Below are 15,096 nucleotides of genomic sequence, written 5' to 3'. Positions count from 1 at the left end.
AGGCACTTTATCCACAGATAAAAGGATGAAAAAAGGCATTATCTGAGTAAATTAGTCCACGATCCCAGCCATTCTTCCGCTGGATCCTCCGGTATTTCGTGTTGGGTAATGTCGATCTTAAGGATTTCGCCGATCCTTTTGGCTCCACGATCCTGCAAAATGCGATCGACCGTCAGGATCGCACCACAGTATGTGTCGTACTCTTTACTGCCTATCCCGATAGCGCCAAAACGGATCTCCGATAAATCGGGCTTATTCGCTTCTATTTCCTCAAACAACGTTTTCAAGTTGTCTGGCAAGTCACCAGCGCCATGCGTAGAGGTGATCACCAGCCATAACCCTTGCGTAGAAACCTCGCTGAGTTCGGGGCCATGCAACAGCGTGGTGGAAAAGTTAGCCTGTTGCAGCAGGGTTTCCAGATGCTCTGCGACGTACTCCGCGCTGCCAAGCGTGCTACCGCTAATAAGAGTGATATGGGTCATACACGATCCCGTCGGATGAAAAGACGGCCATTGTACGCTGTGATTTTGGTGGGATCTACCTGTGGATAATAGGGGGATAGAAAAAAAGACTCAGGGCGTGATAGTCCGCATGATGGGGTTTTGCAGGGAGATCAGCGTCTCCGTGGACTGAATTTCATCAATGGTCTGGATCTTGTTGATAAGTACATCCTGCAACGCATCGATAGAGCGACACATCACCTTGATGAACACGCTGTAGTGCCCGGTGGTGTAATAGGCTTCCACCACTTCTTCGAGGTTATTCAGCTTTTCGAGCGCGGAGGGGTAATCTTTGGCGCTCTTCAGGATAATGCCGATAAAACAGCATACGTCGTAACCCAGCTGCTTGGGATTCACGTCCAGACGCGTGCCGACGATAATGCCAGCCTGCTTCATTTTTTCTACCCGGACATGGATGGTGCCGGGGCTGACCGCGAACTGCTTGGCGAGTTCCGCATAAGGTGTCCGCGCATTTTCCATCAGCGCGCCGAGGATACTGCGGTCGAGTTCGTCCATTGAATAGCTGTCGGCCATAACACGTCTCTATTGTTGTCTGTTTCTGCGTTTTACTGCGAATGGCGGGTTGAAGCAACGTCTATCACGGCGATGTTGGAAAAAGCCGAGCGGCCGCTCAGCTTTTCGAGTGGTGCAGACGACGCTGCAAACGGCTTTTCAGCCCAGTGTTGAAGCGCCAGATATGGTCAAAAATATGCAAGATGCCTGGTTTCCCGTGATCGGACATCGCTACCGCGTGAAAACGATGATGATACTGGCGCTGACGCCGCCGGACTTCCGCGATCAGCGACTCCGGAAGACGCTGGGCGATAAAATCCGAGATCATGACGGCGTCCGCGTCCTGCCATTGCTGACTGATCATGATATCCAGCAGCGCGGCGACGCAGTCCGCCACGTCCGTACCGCCGCGAAACGACTGATTAAGGAAGCGAATCGCTTCGTCCAGACCGTTGGCGGATGTCAGCTCGTAGCTCACGACGCCCGTCGAGAACAGCATGATGTAGCAGCGGCGATTATCTTCCAGCGCGATGCGCATTAATGCCAGACAGAATGCTTTGGCGCATCGCTCATTGAAGCCGCCCATCGAGCCGGAGGTATCGACGCAGAGGACGAACGGCCCGCGCGGCTGCTGCTCCTGATTTTGACGAACGACCGGACGCTTCTGAATCTTTTCTCGCCAGCCTTCGCCCTGCAGGCGGTAAGTAAGCAGGCGATGTTCCGCCAGCCGGCGATAGAACTCGTACTCCAGTTCGTCAACGCCAAGCGTTGACAGCTCAGTCGGGATCAATCGCAGAATATCATCGCTCTGGTGAATGCCGCTGACCTGTTCCGGCGTCAGGGACGGCTCGCGAATCATCACCTTGAACGTTTCGAGCGGCGCCGTGTGACTGAGTACCGTTTTGGTTTCATTGCTGCGGCCCAGGCGTTCGGCCAATTGCTGGAGTTCAGGCTGTTGCTGCAAGAAGGCGCTGGTGGCGAGCAACGGTTGCAGATCCGGGAGCAGACGCTTCCCTGCGCTGAGATCCCATAATCGACCTGAAGCGGTATCGTTTTCCGCCAATACCGGAATGAGTGATTGGGTGACGGTGAGACGCTGCTGCAACTCCTCTAGCAGAGTATCCCGCTCCTGCTCGACGATCCGGTGATGCAGCTCCAGCGTCTGCTGCGTCAGGCTGGCGCGCCAGCGCTGGATAAACAGCGCATGTAATCCCTGGCTCATCTCATGGTCGGAGGTATCCGGCGAGTGGCGTAGTTTGTCCGCCTGAGCCAGAAACGGCGAATTGACTTCTTTCAGCAGCATCATCAGCTCCGGCATGCGGGATGGCAAAGTATGGCGGCTGGTGGCCAGCGCCTGTTGGTAGCCCGCCACTTCCTTTTCGAGTTCTTCCGGGGCCGCCGTGGTATGGATCCGCTGCTGCAAAAGCGTTTTCCACTTGGGGAGATCGTTCATGACGGCGGATTTTAGTCGCGGATGCTTTTCGAAGAACATCGCCAGTTGCGGCGTCGACAGCAGCGTGACGAGCATATCGTCCAGGAGATGGTTTTCATCAATAGAAAGCAGGAGCTCCAGCGATTCCAGCGTCAGCATTGGGGGTTACTCCTGTCGAGACTGTTCTATCTGTTCATCGACCAGCCGCAGGCTTTCCTCAATCCGCGCGAACCACTCTTTTGGGATGAACAGGCAAGGCTGATGCTGTGAGAAGCGGCGCTGCTGCTCTTTAAGCTGTAATTTCAATGTGTCGTATTGCTGCAACAAAGACTCGGGCAGCTTGATGTTGTTTTTGTCCGGTAACGAAAGCGTGGTGCTCTGTAGGCTGATGTCATGGACCACCAAGTGCTGAGATTCGTTGACTTTCATATCGATGCGTTGCCCGTATCCTAGGCCGTTGAGTTTCGCGCGGATTTCTCCTCCGGCGTTCAACCAGTGAGACAACGCCTTGGTCTCGAAGACCAGATGAGTGACCGTGCGATCGTTCAGCACCAGCGGAGTTTGCAGCACCAGCGTCAGTTGCTCGTCGGCGAGGGTTTCAGGCAGTGTGTAGTGCGGTTTGCGAGCGAAGATATTGCCCCGTTTTTCCACTCGGAAGGCCTGTCGCTCACTCTGCTGCTGCTCGTACTGTTGCCGTTCGAGATTAAGCTGCTGGAGCCGGAAAAGCAGAGTCTGCTGCTGGTAGGCGTGCTCGGTCATCAGCTGATTCATCAACTGTTTCACCAGATCGAACGAGGTGTTGTCGTGCCAGAGGCAATCTTTAAGCAGTATGATATCCACCGGCGTAATGTTGTCCCGCCCGCTGAAGAAGGCGCAGGCCTGAAGCAGACGAATGGCTTTCTTCCAGCGGCGATCGGAGACATAGGGCGCATTTTCCTGCGAGTCCAGTCGTTGGCGCAGTTGGAAAATCAAATCGAAACACGCATCCGGCAGCGTTATCTGGTTAATGAGCGACTGCCACAGCACATACTCTTCGCCGCTGACGCTCAAGGCGTCGCTGACCGGATTATCGCGTTCTCCGCCGCTGGTAGTCAGCATGGCCCGGAAGTTCTGTTTGTCCTGCACGCGGCAGAGCCACAGGCGGATCAACATTCGGTCGTAGAGCGCTTCCAGACTGCTGTCGGCTTCAGGCAGTTCGTTGGAGGCGGTAACCAGCAGGCGCATGGGAATCGGCTCTTCGCTGTCGCCGTTGCGAAAGCGCCGTTCATTGATGGCGGTCAGCAGGGTATTCAGTATCGCCGGGCCCGCCTTCCAGATCTCATCCAGAAACACGATCTCCGCTTCCGGCAGATAGCCGGAGGTCAGACGCTGGTAGCGCCCTTCATCTTTTAGCGCCTGAATCGATAACGGTCCGAAGACCTCTTCCGGCGTGGAAAAGCGCGTCATCAGATATTCAAAAGCCCGGGAATCTCTGAACGCATATTTCAGACGGCGGGCGATAAGGCTTTTTGCAATCCCCGGCGGTCCAAGTAAAAAGACGCTTTCACCGCTCAGCGCGGCCAGCAGGCATAAGCGTATGGCGTGTTGTCTTTCGTACAGGCCGTGTTCGAGGGCTTGGCTCAGGCGGGCGATTCGGTCAGCCAGCGCGGTGGGTCGTATCATTATTTATCCATCATTGCCGTCAGTCACCGTTTGAGATTAACAGTCCGGCTGAAGAATTATTAGCTGATTATGGGCATTGTTAGCGGCGTTAATCAATCGTTGTCCTGTCGATGAAACAGGACGGCGGGTTTTAACAATGGGCTTTTAGCGCGATTTGTGCATACTGAGCTTTTTTGGGGCGGGCCAATTCATGGGGCGTTCAACATGTCAATGGACTACAGAAGATAGAGTTTATGAATTCAGAACATAAACGTCCATTGCCAGCCATTACGCTGGCAGCAATAGGGGTGGTATATGGCGATATCGGTACTAGCCCGCTTTATACCCTTAGGGAATGTTTGTCCGGGCAGTTTGGTTTCGGCGTAGGGGCGGAGTCTGTATACGGTTTTCTGTCGCTGATTTTCTGGCTGTTGGTATTAGTCGTTTCAATGAAATACCTGAGTTACGTCATGCGGGCGGACAACGCCGGGGAAGGGGGCATACTGACATTAATGTCTCTGGCCGGGCGCAATACCTCGGACCGAGTCACGGCGATAGTCGTTATTATGGGGTTGATCGGCGGCAGCTTTTTTTACGGCGAAGTCGTCATAACACCGGCTATCTCAGTGATGTCGGCGATAGAGGGGTTGGATATCGTCGCGCCCTCGTTGGAATCTTATATCATCCCCGTCTCCATCGCCGTTCTGACGCTGTTGTTCATGATCCAAAAACACGGCACCGGACGCGTTGGGAGTCTGTTCGCGCCGGTGATGCTGGTCTGGTTCCTGACGCTCGGCATTCTCGGCGCGCGCAGCGTGATCGACAATCCGCTGGTATTGCAGGCGCTGAACCCGGTGTGGGCCGTGAACTTCTTCATCAAATATAAGATGATGTCCTTCTTCGCGCTGGGCGCGGTGGTGCTGGCCATTACCGGGGTTGAAGCCTTGTACGCCGACATGGGGCACTTCGGCAAATTGCCTATCCGCATCGCCTGGTTCCTGGTGGTGCTGCCGTCGCTGGTGCTCAACTACTTCGGTCAGGGCGCGCTACTGCTGAAAAATCCCGACGCCATTAAAAACCCGTTCTTCCTGTTGGCACCCGACTGGGCGCTGATCCCGCTGCTGGTGCTGGCCGCTTTAGCGACTATCATCGCTTCGCAGGCGGTAATCTCCGGCGTGTTCTCCCTCACCCGTCAGGCGGTTCGTCTCGGTTATTTGCCGCCGATGAAGATTGTGCATACCTCCGATATGGAGTCCGGGCAAATCTATATTCCGGTGATTAACTGGCTGCTGTATGTGGCGGTGGTACTGGTGATCGTCAGCTTTGAGCACTCGAGCCGACTGGCGGCGGCGTATGGGATTGCGGTGACCGGGACGATGGTGCTGACCAGTATTCTGGTGTGTATCGTCGCGGTCAAAAACTGGCGCTGGTATCGTTATGTGGTCTATCTATTGTTGGCGGTACTGCTGATGATCGACGTGCCGATGTTCCTGGCCAACGCCATGAAAATTTTCTCCGGCGGTTGGTTGCCTCTGGCGCTGGGCATGGTGATGTTCGTCATCATGACCACCTGGAAGAGCGAGCGTTTCCGTCTGATGAGGCGGCTGAATGAACACGGCAACTCGTTGGAGGCGATGATCGCTTCGCTGGAGAAAAACCCGCCGGTGCGGGTGCCGGGCACGGCGGTTTACTTCTCCCGCGCGACGCACGTCATCCCCTTTGCGCTGCTGCACAACCTGAAGCATAACAAGGTATTGCATGAGCGCGTGGTTCTGCTGACGATGCGGACCGAAGATGCGCCATATGTGCATAACGCTCGCCGGGTGACGGTCGAACAGCTTTCCCCCTCGTTCTGGCGGGTCATCGCCCGCTACGGGTGGCGGGAAACGCCCAACGTGGAAGAGGTTTTCCACCGCTGCTGGCAGGACGGCCTGGCCTGTCAGATGCTGGAAACCACCTTCTTCATGTCCAACGAATCGCTGATTATGGGCAAACGTCCGTGGTATCTGCGCGGTCGAGGCAAGCTGTTCATGATGCTGAGCCGCAACGCGCTGAGAGCCGCCGAACAGTTTGAAATTCCGCCTAACCGACTGATTGAGTTGGGGATTCAGGTAGAAATCTAGTGGCCTCGGTTAGCGTCCAGGTCAGTTGGGCGGAGAATCCGCCGCCCGGCAGATTGGCGAACCGTGTCGTCATACCATGCTGGTGGGCGATCCGGTTCACTATCGACAGGCCCAGTCCGCTGCCCGATGCTTCCTGACCGGGCGGACGAAAGAAGCGTTCGCCCAACCGCTGCAATATCCCCTCGTGTACGCCCGGTCCTTCGTCGGCCACTTCCAATCCCTCCCTCGTCAACAGGATGCGTACGACGCCGCTTGCGCCGTGATTGCCGTAACGAATGGCATTATCCAGCAGATTGCGCACCAGCAGCGTCAACAGCAGCGCATTGCCCGGCGTGACCACGGACGTTTCTGGCATGTTGAGGTTTAGCGTCACGCCCTGACGCTGGGCTTCCTCCGTCTGAGCGGCGACGGCCTGCTGAAGCAGCGGCTGCCAATGCACCGTCTCCGATGATGTGAGATCTTTGTCGACGTCGAGACGAGAGAGGGTCAGCAGTTGATCGACCAGCCGGGCCGCCCGGTCGATGCCTGCGTCCAGTTGGCCGAGCGCGCGTCGGCGCATCTCTTCATCGTCATGAGCCAGTTGGACGACCTCGGCTTGCACCTTCAGCGCGGCTAACGGGCTGCGCAGTTCATGGGCGGCATCGGAGGTGAAACGACGCTCCCGCGTCAGCATGGCGCTGATGCGGGCTAACAGGCCGTTCAGGGCGTCCACCAGCGGGCGCACTTCTGGCGGCAGTCTCGGCGTGGCGATAGGCGACTCATCATCCGGGCGGCGCTGTCCGAGCTGGCGTGCGATATGCGTCAGCGGCCGCAGCTCGTAGGTGACCAGCAGGAACAGCAAGATCAGCATCACGGGCAGGGCGGCCAGCCAGGGCATGAGATTGGTTTTTACGATATTGAGCGCCATATCGTGACGATATTCCACCTCCTGTCCGACGGCCACCACATGGCGTTTATCCGGCGTGGTCAGCCATACCAGCCGCCAGAGATCGTCGTCGTCGTGTAATTGGCCGGTGGTGAAGCCATCGTGTCGATAGTCGGAGAACAGAAATCGTTTGCCGTTGTCGTCGTCACTCAGTATTCGCTGTCCGTCGGTCCGGAAAATGGCGAAGGCCAGCGCATCCTCATCCTGTTCGCCTCGCGCCTTTTTCGTGATTTGCCGGGCGGCCGGTAGCGCCTGAGGTTGGAGATCCTGAGGCGTGAGGGTGGCCAGCCGTTTGGCGAACAGCAGTTGCTGGGTATCGAACAGCTCGTTGATGTTATGCCGCGTCTGTTGCCAGGCAAGTAAGGCGGCCGCGCCCCAGCACAGCAGCGTCAGCAGCATGAAGCCCAGCAGCAGCCGCAGGCTCAGATTCAATCGTTTCATAGGGCGTCTCCCAGCCGGTAACCCACGCCGTGGACGGTACGGATGACGTGGCTGCCCAGCTTTTTGCGCAAATGATGAATGTGGACTTCCACGGCGTTGCTGGAAACGTCATCGTCCCAGCCGTACAGCTTTTCCTCCAACTGCGCGCGCGTCAGAATCCGACCGGCGTTCATCATGAACAGCTCCAGCAGCGCCAGTTCGCGCGACTTCAGCTCGACCGGACGATCGTCGACGGTGACGGTGCGCGTTCCCGGCTCTAACGCCACGTTGTCGTAGACGAGCTTTGGCCGCAGCTCGCCGTGACGGCGGCGGATCAACGCCTGCAACCGCGCGGCCACTTCAGTGAGGGCGAATGGTTTGCACAGGTAGTCGTCTGCGCCGTCCTGTAATCCCTGAACCCGATTTTCCAGCGCGTCGCGCGCGGTCAGAATCAGCACGGGGATTGACTCTCCGGCCTCCCGCCAGCGTCGCAGGATGACCAGACCATCTATTTCCGGCAGGCTCAGGTCCAGCACTACCGCGTCGTAAGGGGCGGCGTGCAACGCCTGCATGCCCTGTTCGCCTTGCAGAAACCAGTCGACGCTAAACCCCAGTTTGCTCAACCCAGCCTTAATGCCGTCGCCTATCAGCCGGTCGTCTTCTATCAGCAGTATTCTCATTTTCTCCCACCTTGCGTTGAGGGGATGTTAGCGGGGGACGGTACAGGGAGAACAGTTCAACGGTCCCGGAATGTGGCGATAACCACCCTATTGATAAAAATAACGGATGATTGGCTATCCTTAAGATCCTGTTAAGAACTTTTTGTTTTAGTGGTGCTGTAAGGCAAATCAAACGCAGTTTTACCCTACGGCAATTAAAGGTATTAAGGAGTATTCTATGAAAAAAACAGCAGCAATATTCGCTATCACCGCCCTGTGTTCCGCCTCGGTTTTTGCCGCTCAGACCGGCGGATTTGTGGAGCCTAATGCGTCCCCGTCGCATTCCGCCGGCGGGTTTTCCGGTCCCGACGGGAGCGTAACGACTGTGGCGAAAGCCAAAGAGATGAAGGACGACAGTTGGGTGACGGTGCGCGGACATATTGAACGCCGCGTCGGCAGCGAGGATTACCTGTTCCGCGACGAAAGCGGCACGATAACGGTCGAGATCGACGACAAATACTGGAACGGCCAGAGCGTGACGCCGACCGACAAGGTGGAGCTGCAAGGCGAGCTGGATAAAGGCTTCAACTCCGCAGAGCTGGATGTGAAACAGGTAAAGAAAATACAGAATTGACACGTCTTTAACACTCCTCTTTTCCGGGCGGGTTTGCCCGCCCCAGTTCCTGTTTTTTTGCTTTCTCCATCCTTTAATATGTTCTTCCCCCTTGTTTTTTATCGTGCGAGCGAAACGTTTCGATAGCGATCACATTTCGGCTACATATTGATTGTCTTCCCTCTCCTGTTTGCTCATTATCCCGGCACGCGAAACGTTTCGCTCAGGGGGAATGATGAAAAAAGGTGTGTTGCTGAATACCGCGATTTCCGAGGTGATAGCCCGTCTGGGGCATACCGACAGCGTGGTTATTGCGGATGCCGGATTGCCGGTGGCGGAGAATACACCCCGCATCGATCTGGCGCTCACCCACAATGTGCCCGAGTTTATGCAGGTCGTAGCGGCGGTGACGGCGGAAATGCAGGTGGAAGCGGCCATTCTGGCCAACGAGATCGTCGAGAAAAATCCTCGTATTCACGATGCGCTGTTGCAGCATTTGCTGCAGCTTGAACAACGTCAGGGCAATACGATTTCGCTGCATTATTTCACCCATGACGACTTCAAACAGCAAAGCGCTCAAAGCCGGGCCGTGATCCGCAGCGGGGAGTGCTCCCCTTATGCGAACGTCATCCTGTGCGCGGGCGTCACTTTCTGAGGCCGCTATGCAACCTTTACTGCAACTGCACGGCATCACCAAATCCTTTCCAGGCGTCAAAGCGTTATCCGGCGCGGGGCTAAACGTCTATCCGGGCAAAGTCATGGCGCTGGTGGGCGAGAACGGCGCGGGCAAATCCACCCTGATGAAGGTGTTGACCGGGATTTACCGCAAAGACGCCGGAAGCCTGCGTTTCCTCGGCGAAGAAGTCGCCTTTAGCGGACCCAAGGCGTCGCAGGAGGCGGGGATCGGCATCATCCATCAGGAACTGAACCTGATCCCGCAGCTGACCATCGCAGAAAATATCTTCCTGGGGCGTGAATTCACCACGCCGCTGGGCCGCATCGACTGGAAACGCATGTATGCCGAAGCGGATCGATTACTACAGCGGTTGAACCTGCGTTATGACAGCCGTCGTCCGGTGGGGGAGCTGTCTATCGGCGATCAGCAAATGGTGGAGATCGCCAAGGTGCTCAGCTTTGAATCGCAGGTCATCGTCATGGATGAGCCTACGGACGCGTTGACCGATACCGAAACCGCCTCTTTATTTAGCGTCATCGGCGAGTTGAAAGCGCAGGGCTGCGGACTGGTCTACATCTCTCATCGCCTGAAGGAGATCTTTGAGGTCTGCGACGACGTGACGGTGATGCGCGACGGGCAGTTTATCGGCGAGCTTCCAGTGGGCGATCTGCAGGAAGAGCGGCTGATCGAGATGATGGTGGGCCGCAAGCTCGAAGATCAATATCCCCGCCTCGCTCAGGCGCCGGGTACCGTCAGGATGATAGTCGATAGGGTCTGCGGCCCGGGCGTATGGCCGGTCAGCTTTACCTTGCGCCTAGGCGAGATTCTTGGTGTTTCCGGTCTGATGGGCGCAGGCCGCACGGAGCTAATGAAAATCCTCTACGGCGCCCTGCCCCGCACCGGCGGCACGGTAACGCTGGATGGTCGGGATGTGGTGACTCATTCACCGCAAGACGGTTTGGCGAACGGCATCGTTTATATCTCCGAGGACCGCAAGCGCGACGGACTGGTGCTCGGCATGTCGGTAAAGGAAAACATGTCTCTGACTGCGCTGCGTTATTTCAGCCATGTCGGCGGAACGCTGAAACACGGCGAAGAAGCGCAGGCCGTGAGCGATTTCATCCGTCTGTTTCATATCCGAACCCCGTCGATGGAGCAGCCTATCGGACTGCTTTCCGGCGGCAATCAGCAAAAAGTGGCGATAGCACGCGGGCTGATGACGCGGCCGAAGGTGTTGATTCTTGACGAACCGACCCGCGGCGTGGACGTCGGCGCCAAAAAGGAAATCTACCAGTTGATTAACCAGTTTAAGCAGGAAGGGCTGAGCATCATTCTGGTGTCGTCGGAAATGCCCGAAGTTCTGGGAATGAGTGACCGCGTCATCGTGATGCACGAAGGGCGGCTGAGCGGCGAGTTCTCCCGCGATGAAGCGACGCAGGAAGCGTTGATGGCGGCCGCCGTTGGAAAACCACAATACAGCATAGAGCAGGAGTAAGGCCGATATGAGCACTCACACAATTATCTCAAAGCGCCGCTTCGGCAAAGCGTGGCTGCTGGAGCAAAAGTCGTTGATCGCGCTGCTGATGCTTATTGCTGTGGTGTCGGCGCTAAGCCCCAATTTTTTCACTCTGAACAATGTGTTCAACATTCTCCAACAGACGTCGGTCAACGCCATTATGGCCGTGGGGATGACGTTGGTTATCCTCTCCTCGGGCATTGATTTGTCCGTCGGATCGCTGCTGGCGCTGACCGGCGCGGTGGCGGCGTCCCTGGTGGGGATGGAGGTCAATGCGCTGGTGGCGGTGTTCGCCGCGCTGGGTTTGGGAGCGGCTGTCGGCGCCAGCACCGGCTTCATTGTCGCCAAAGGTCGTGTGCAGGCTTTTATCGCGACGTTGGTCATGATGTTGCTTTTGCGCGGCGTCACCATGGTTTACACCAACGGCAGCCCGATTAACGCGGGCTTTTCAGCGTCGGCGGACGTCTTGGGCTGGTTCGGCATTGGGCGTCCGCTGGGCGTGCCGACGCCTATCTGGTTAATGGCCGGCGTATTTCTGGCGGCGTGGTACGTGCTCCACCACACCCGCTTCGGACGCTACATCTATGCATTGGGCGGTAATGAGGCGGCGACTCGCCTCTCCGGCATCAGCGTGGATAAGGTCAAAATTGCGGTATACGCGCTATGCGGTCTGCTCTCGGCGCTGGCGGGCATTATTGAAGTGGCTCGTCTGTCGTCTGCTCAGCCTACGGCGGGGTCGGGCTATGAGCTGGATGCCATCGCCGCCGTCGTTCTGGGCGGCACCAGCCTGGCGGGCGGAAAAGGGCGTGTCATGGGTACGCTGATCGGCGCATTGATTCTTGGGTTTTTGAACAATGGGCTGAATCTGCTGGGCGTATCGTCTTACTACCAAATGATCGTCAAGGCGGCCGTGATTCTGCTGGCGGTTCTGGTAGACAACAAAAGCAGTAAATAACCGTCATTGATACAGGAATCTTAAAGATGAAAATCAAAACGCTTGTGACGTTAATCTCCGCCGTTGCCTTAAGCGCAACGCTCTCCGCTCAGGTTGCGGCCAAAGAGACCATCGCGCTGGTGGTGTCGACGCTGAACAATCCCTTTTTTGTTTCACTGAAGGACGGGGTTCAGAAAGAGGCGGATAGACAGGGCTACAACCTGGTTGTGCTGGATTCGCAGAATAACCCGGCGAAAGAGCTATCTAACGTGCAGGACCTGACCGTTCGCGGCGCCCGGCTGCTGCTGATTAACCCCACGGACTCCGACGCCGTGGTAAATGCCATCAAAATGGCCAATCAGGCTAACATCCCGGTGATTACGCTGGATCGCGTCGCCAGCAGCGGCAAGGTCGCGAGCCACGTGGCGTCGGACAATACCGCTGGCGGAGCCGCCGCGGCAGACTTTATCTCCGGTAAGCTGGGCGAAGGCGCGAAGGTTATCCAGTTGGAAGGACTGGCGGGAACATCGGCGGCCCGCGAACGCGGTCGCGGTTTTATGACGTCGGCAAAGCAACACCAATTCGACATTCTGGCCAGCCAGCCGGCGGATTTTGACCGCACTAAAGGGCTAAACGTCATGCAAAATCTGCTGACGGCGCATCCTGCGGTGAAAGCGGTATTCGCGCAAAACGATGAAATGGCGCTGGGCGCGCTGCGCGCCTTACAGACAGCGGGCAGAGACGATGTACTGGTCGTAGGATTCGATGGCACGACGGACGGGATAAAAGCGGTCAACGGCGGCAAGCTGGCTGCGACGGTGGCTCAGCGACCGGACCAGATCGGTATCATCGGCGTTCAGACGGCGGATAAGGTCCTGAAAGGCGAACAGGTGCCTGCGGTGATCCCTGTCGATTTGAAATTAGTCACCAAGCCATAGCGTGTTGACGATGCGCCACGATTCAACGCGGCGCATTTATTCGGAGAGCCTGTTATGAAAGCCGGAAGACTGGCGGTGCTAGGTAGCATCAATGCGGATCATATTCTCAATCTGAAACAGTTCCCTTCGCCCGGTGAAACGGTGATCGGTAAGCATTATAACGTGGCCTTTGGCGGCAAAGGGGCCAATCAGGCCGTCGCGGCCGGTCGCTGCGGGGCGGATATCGCTTTTATCGCCTGCGTGGGGGCCGACGATATCGGTCAACGTATTCGCCAGCAACTGGCGGACGACCGCGTCGACGTCTCCGCCGTGGAAGCGGTTCCCGGCCAGACGACCGGCGTGGCGCTGATTTGGGTCAACGATGATGCTGAAAATATGATTGCCATTCACTCGGGGGCGAACGCGGCCTTAAGTCCTGAAGTGATGGCGCGGTTTCAGCAGAAGATAGCGGAGGCGTCTGCGCTGTTAATGCAGCTGGAATCCCCGTTGGAAACCGTGACGGCGGCCGCTCAGTTAGCGCGGCGGCATGGCACCCGAGTCATCCTCAATCCCGCGCCTGCGCGCCCTCTGCCGGACAAACTGCTGTCGCTGGTGGATATAATGACGCCTAATGAAACCGAGGCGCAGCATCTCACCGGTATTCGCGTGGAAACCGACGACGACGCCCGGCGTGCAGCGCAGGCGCTGCATGATAAAGGAGTGGGTAGCGTGATTATTACGTTGGGGCGTCGCGGCGCATGGGTGAGCGAACAGGGACGCGGGCAGTTGATCCCCGGTTTTCAGGTGGAGGCTGTCGATACTATTGCTGCCGGCGATACCTTTAACGGCGCTTTGCTGACCGCGTTGCTGGAAGAGATGCCGATGCTGGCCGCCGTTCGTTTCGCGCATGCCGCTGCTGCGATTGCAGTAACGCGAAGCGGCGGTCAGCCATCAGTACCTTGGCGTAATGAAATAGAGGCTTTTTTGCAGGAACAGGAGTGATTTTTGGCAACGATGAAAGACGTCGCCAGAGTGGCGGGCGTATCCACGTCGACGGTATCTCACGTTATTAATGGCGATCGTTTTGTCAGCGAAGCCGTGCGTGGGAAAGTCTTGCAGGCGGTTAAGCAGTTGAACTATGCGCCGTCCGCGCTGGCCCGTAGTCTGAAAATCAATCAAACCCGCACCATCGGCATGCTGCTGACGGCGAGCAGCAACCCCTTTTATGCAGAGGTGGTGCGCGGCGTGGAGCGCAGCTGCTATGAACGCGGCTACAGTCTTATTCTGTGCAATACGGAAGGTGACCCCGAACGTATGAGCCGCAGTCTGGAGACGCTGTTGCAAAAACGGGTGGATGGTCTGCTATTGATGTGCTCGGAGAGCAGCGAGCTCTCTCCGGATATCATGAGCCGATACCCTTCATTGCCAACGGTCATGATGGACTGGGCGCCTTTTGAAGGATGCGGCGGGGTGATTAAAGACAATTCGCTGCAGGGCGGTGAGATCGCAACACGGTACCTGATAGCACAAGGCTATCGCCGTATTGCCTGCATCACCGGGCCGCTGGATAAAACCACGGCGCATAATCGTCTGGAGGGGTACCGTAAAGCGATGGACGATGCAGGACTGCCCCGTCTTCCTTTCTATGAGATCTCTGGCGATTTCGAATTTGCCTCCGGTTATCGCGCGATGCAGCAGTTATTGTCGCTAGAGCAACCTCCTGAAGCCGTCTTTGCCTGCAACGATGCCATGGCGGTGGGCGTTTACCGTGCGTTGCATCAGGCCGGGTTGTCTATACCCGGGGATATGGCCGTGATGGGATACGACGATATAGAGCTGGCACGCTATCTCTCTCCGCCTTTAACCACCATTCATCAACCTAAGGATGAATTGGGGGAACTTGCCATCGATACGCTGCTGTACCGAATGGCGGATCCGGACTCTCCACCGAGTGTTTTGACGCTGACGCCGGAGCTGGCTATCCGGGAATCAGTCGGGAAATACCGTTATTGTTTCTGACGGTGCGGTTTTTCTAGACAAATTAGCGGTAAATTGCGGGTTTTGCATACGCTCTGGACAAAAAGAATCCACTCGATAATATTTTTCGTATTAACGCTTGTCAGCCCGAAATAACGCCCTATAATGCGCTCCCACTGACACGGCGAAGCGGACAACGCGGCGCGGTGACAGTCGGAGAAAGACGAAGAAAGTCGTTGACTCTGAACGA

The 15,096-nt window shown here is 56.8% G+C and carries 14 protein-coding genes; 8 read left to right on the top strand and 6 right to left on the bottom strand.

From position 1 onward, the window contains the following. Positions 1 to 38: 38 nt before the first annotated feature. The 4 genes from mioC to ravA all read right to left on the bottom strand — a co-directional run bounded on the left by mioC (position 39) and on the right by ravA (position 4,107). Positions 39 to 482, bottom strand: coding sequence for an FMN-binding protein MioC (gene mioC, locus I6N93_RS16815; protein ID WP_085687773.1), 444 nt, complete (start codon positions 480 to 482; stop codon positions 39 to 41). A gap of 90 nt (positions 483 to 572) precedes the next feature. Continuing rightward, positions 573 to 1,034, bottom strand: coding sequence for a transcriptional regulator AsnC (gene asnC / locus I6N93_RS16810; RefSeq protein ID WP_085687774.1), 462 nt, complete (start codon positions 1,032 to 1,034; stop codon positions 573 to 575). A 97-nt stretch (positions 1,035 to 1,131) separates the two neighbouring features. Then, positions 1,132 to 2,604, bottom strand: a complete 1,473-nt coding sequence (viaA, locus tag I6N93_RS16805; protein ID WP_085687776.1) for an ATPase RavA stimulator ViaA — start codon at positions 2,602 to 2,604, stop codon at positions 1,132 to 1,134. A gap of 6 nt (positions 2,605 to 2,610) precedes the next feature. Continuing rightward, on the bottom strand, positions 2,611 to 4,107 hold the full coding sequence (ravA, locus tag I6N93_RS16800; protein ID WP_085687778.1) for an ATPase RavA: 1,497 nt from the start codon (positions 4,105 to 4,107) through the stop codon (positions 2,611 to 2,613). A 233-nt stretch (positions 4,108 to 4,340) separates the two neighbouring features. Here ravA and kup point away from each other — a divergent pair, with 233 nt between their 5' ends. After that, on the top strand, positions 4,341 to 6,209 hold the full coding sequence (gene kup / locus I6N93_RS16795) for a low affinity potassium transporter Kup (protein ID WP_085687780.1): 1,869 nt from the start codon (positions 4,341 to 4,343) through the stop codon (positions 6,207 to 6,209). Here kup and qseC read toward each other — a convergent pair. Next, entirely contained in the window at positions 6,169 to 7,575 is a 1,407-nt protein-coding gene (qseC, locus tag I6N93_RS16790; protein WP_085687782.1) for a quorum sensing histidine kinase QseC, read from the bottom strand. The genes kup and qseC overlap by 41 nt on opposite strands. Continuing rightward, the gene (gene qseB, locus I6N93_RS16785) at positions 7,572 to 8,234 is read right to left on the bottom strand and encodes a quorum sensing response regulator transcription factor QseB (protein ID WP_085687784.1); all 663 of its coding nucleotides are present in this window, start codon (positions 8,232 to 8,234) and stop codon (positions 7,572 to 7,574) included. The genes qseC and qseB overlap by 4 nt, the downstream gene beginning before the upstream one ends. 217 nt (positions 8,235 to 8,451) lie before the next feature. On the opposite strand from qseB, the gene I6N93_RS16780 reads away from it, so the two are divergent. The 7 genes from I6N93_RS16780 (at position 8,452) to rbsR (ending at position 14,888) form a co-directional block, all read left to right on the top strand. Next, the gene (locus tag I6N93_RS16780) at positions 8,452 to 8,847 is read left to right on the top strand and encodes a YgiW/YdeI family stress tolerance OB fold protein (RefSeq protein WP_085687786.1); all 396 of its coding nucleotides are present in this window, start codon (positions 8,452 to 8,454) and stop codon (positions 8,845 to 8,847) included. A gap of 214 nt (positions 8,848 to 9,061) precedes the next feature. Then, on the top strand, positions 9,062 to 9,481 hold the full coding sequence (gene rbsD / locus I6N93_RS16775) for a D-ribose pyranase (RefSeq protein ID WP_085687788.1): 420 nt from the start codon (positions 9,062 to 9,064) through the stop codon (positions 9,479 to 9,481). Positions 9,482 to 9,488: 7 nt separating this feature from the next. Beyond that, positions 9,489 to 10,997, top strand: coding sequence for a ribose ABC transporter ATP-binding protein RbsA (gene rbsA / locus I6N93_RS16770; protein WP_085687790.1), 1,509 nt, complete (start codon positions 9,489 to 9,491; stop codon positions 10,995 to 10,997). Positions 10,998 to 11,004: 7 nt separating this feature from the next. Continuing rightward, on the top strand, positions 11,005 to 11,973 hold the full coding sequence (gene rbsC / locus I6N93_RS16765; protein ID WP_085687792.1) for a ribose ABC transporter permease: 969 nt from the start codon (positions 11,005 to 11,007) through the stop codon (positions 11,971 to 11,973). Positions 11,974 to 11,999: 26 nt separating this feature from the next. After that, positions 12,000 to 12,890 carry a ribose ABC transporter substrate-binding protein RbsB gene (rbsB, locus tag I6N93_RS16760; protein WP_085687794.1) on the top strand — a complete coding sequence of 297 codons (891 nt, stop codon included), beginning with the start codon at positions 12,000 to 12,002 and terminating at the stop codon, positions 12,888 to 12,890. A 54-nt stretch (positions 12,891 to 12,944) separates the two neighbouring features. Next, positions 12,945 to 13,871, top strand: coding sequence for a ribokinase (gene rbsK / locus I6N93_RS16755; protein ID WP_085687796.1), 927 nt, complete (start codon positions 12,945 to 12,947; stop codon positions 13,869 to 13,871). A gap of 3 nt (positions 13,872 to 13,874) precedes the next feature. After that, positions 13,875 to 14,888, top strand: coding sequence for a ribose operon transcriptional repressor RbsR (gene rbsR / locus I6N93_RS16750; protein ID WP_197669176.1), 1,014 nt, complete (start codon positions 13,875 to 13,877; stop codon positions 14,886 to 14,888). Positions 14,889 to 15,096 lie beyond the last annotated feature (208 nt).

This window comes from Lonsdalea populi (genome assembly GCF_015999465.1).
Taxonomy (GTDB): Bacteria; Pseudomonadota; Gammaproteobacteria; order Enterobacterales; family Enterobacteriaceae; genus Lonsdalea; species Lonsdalea populi.
This window is presented reverse-complemented; position numbering and strand designations above follow the sequence as displayed.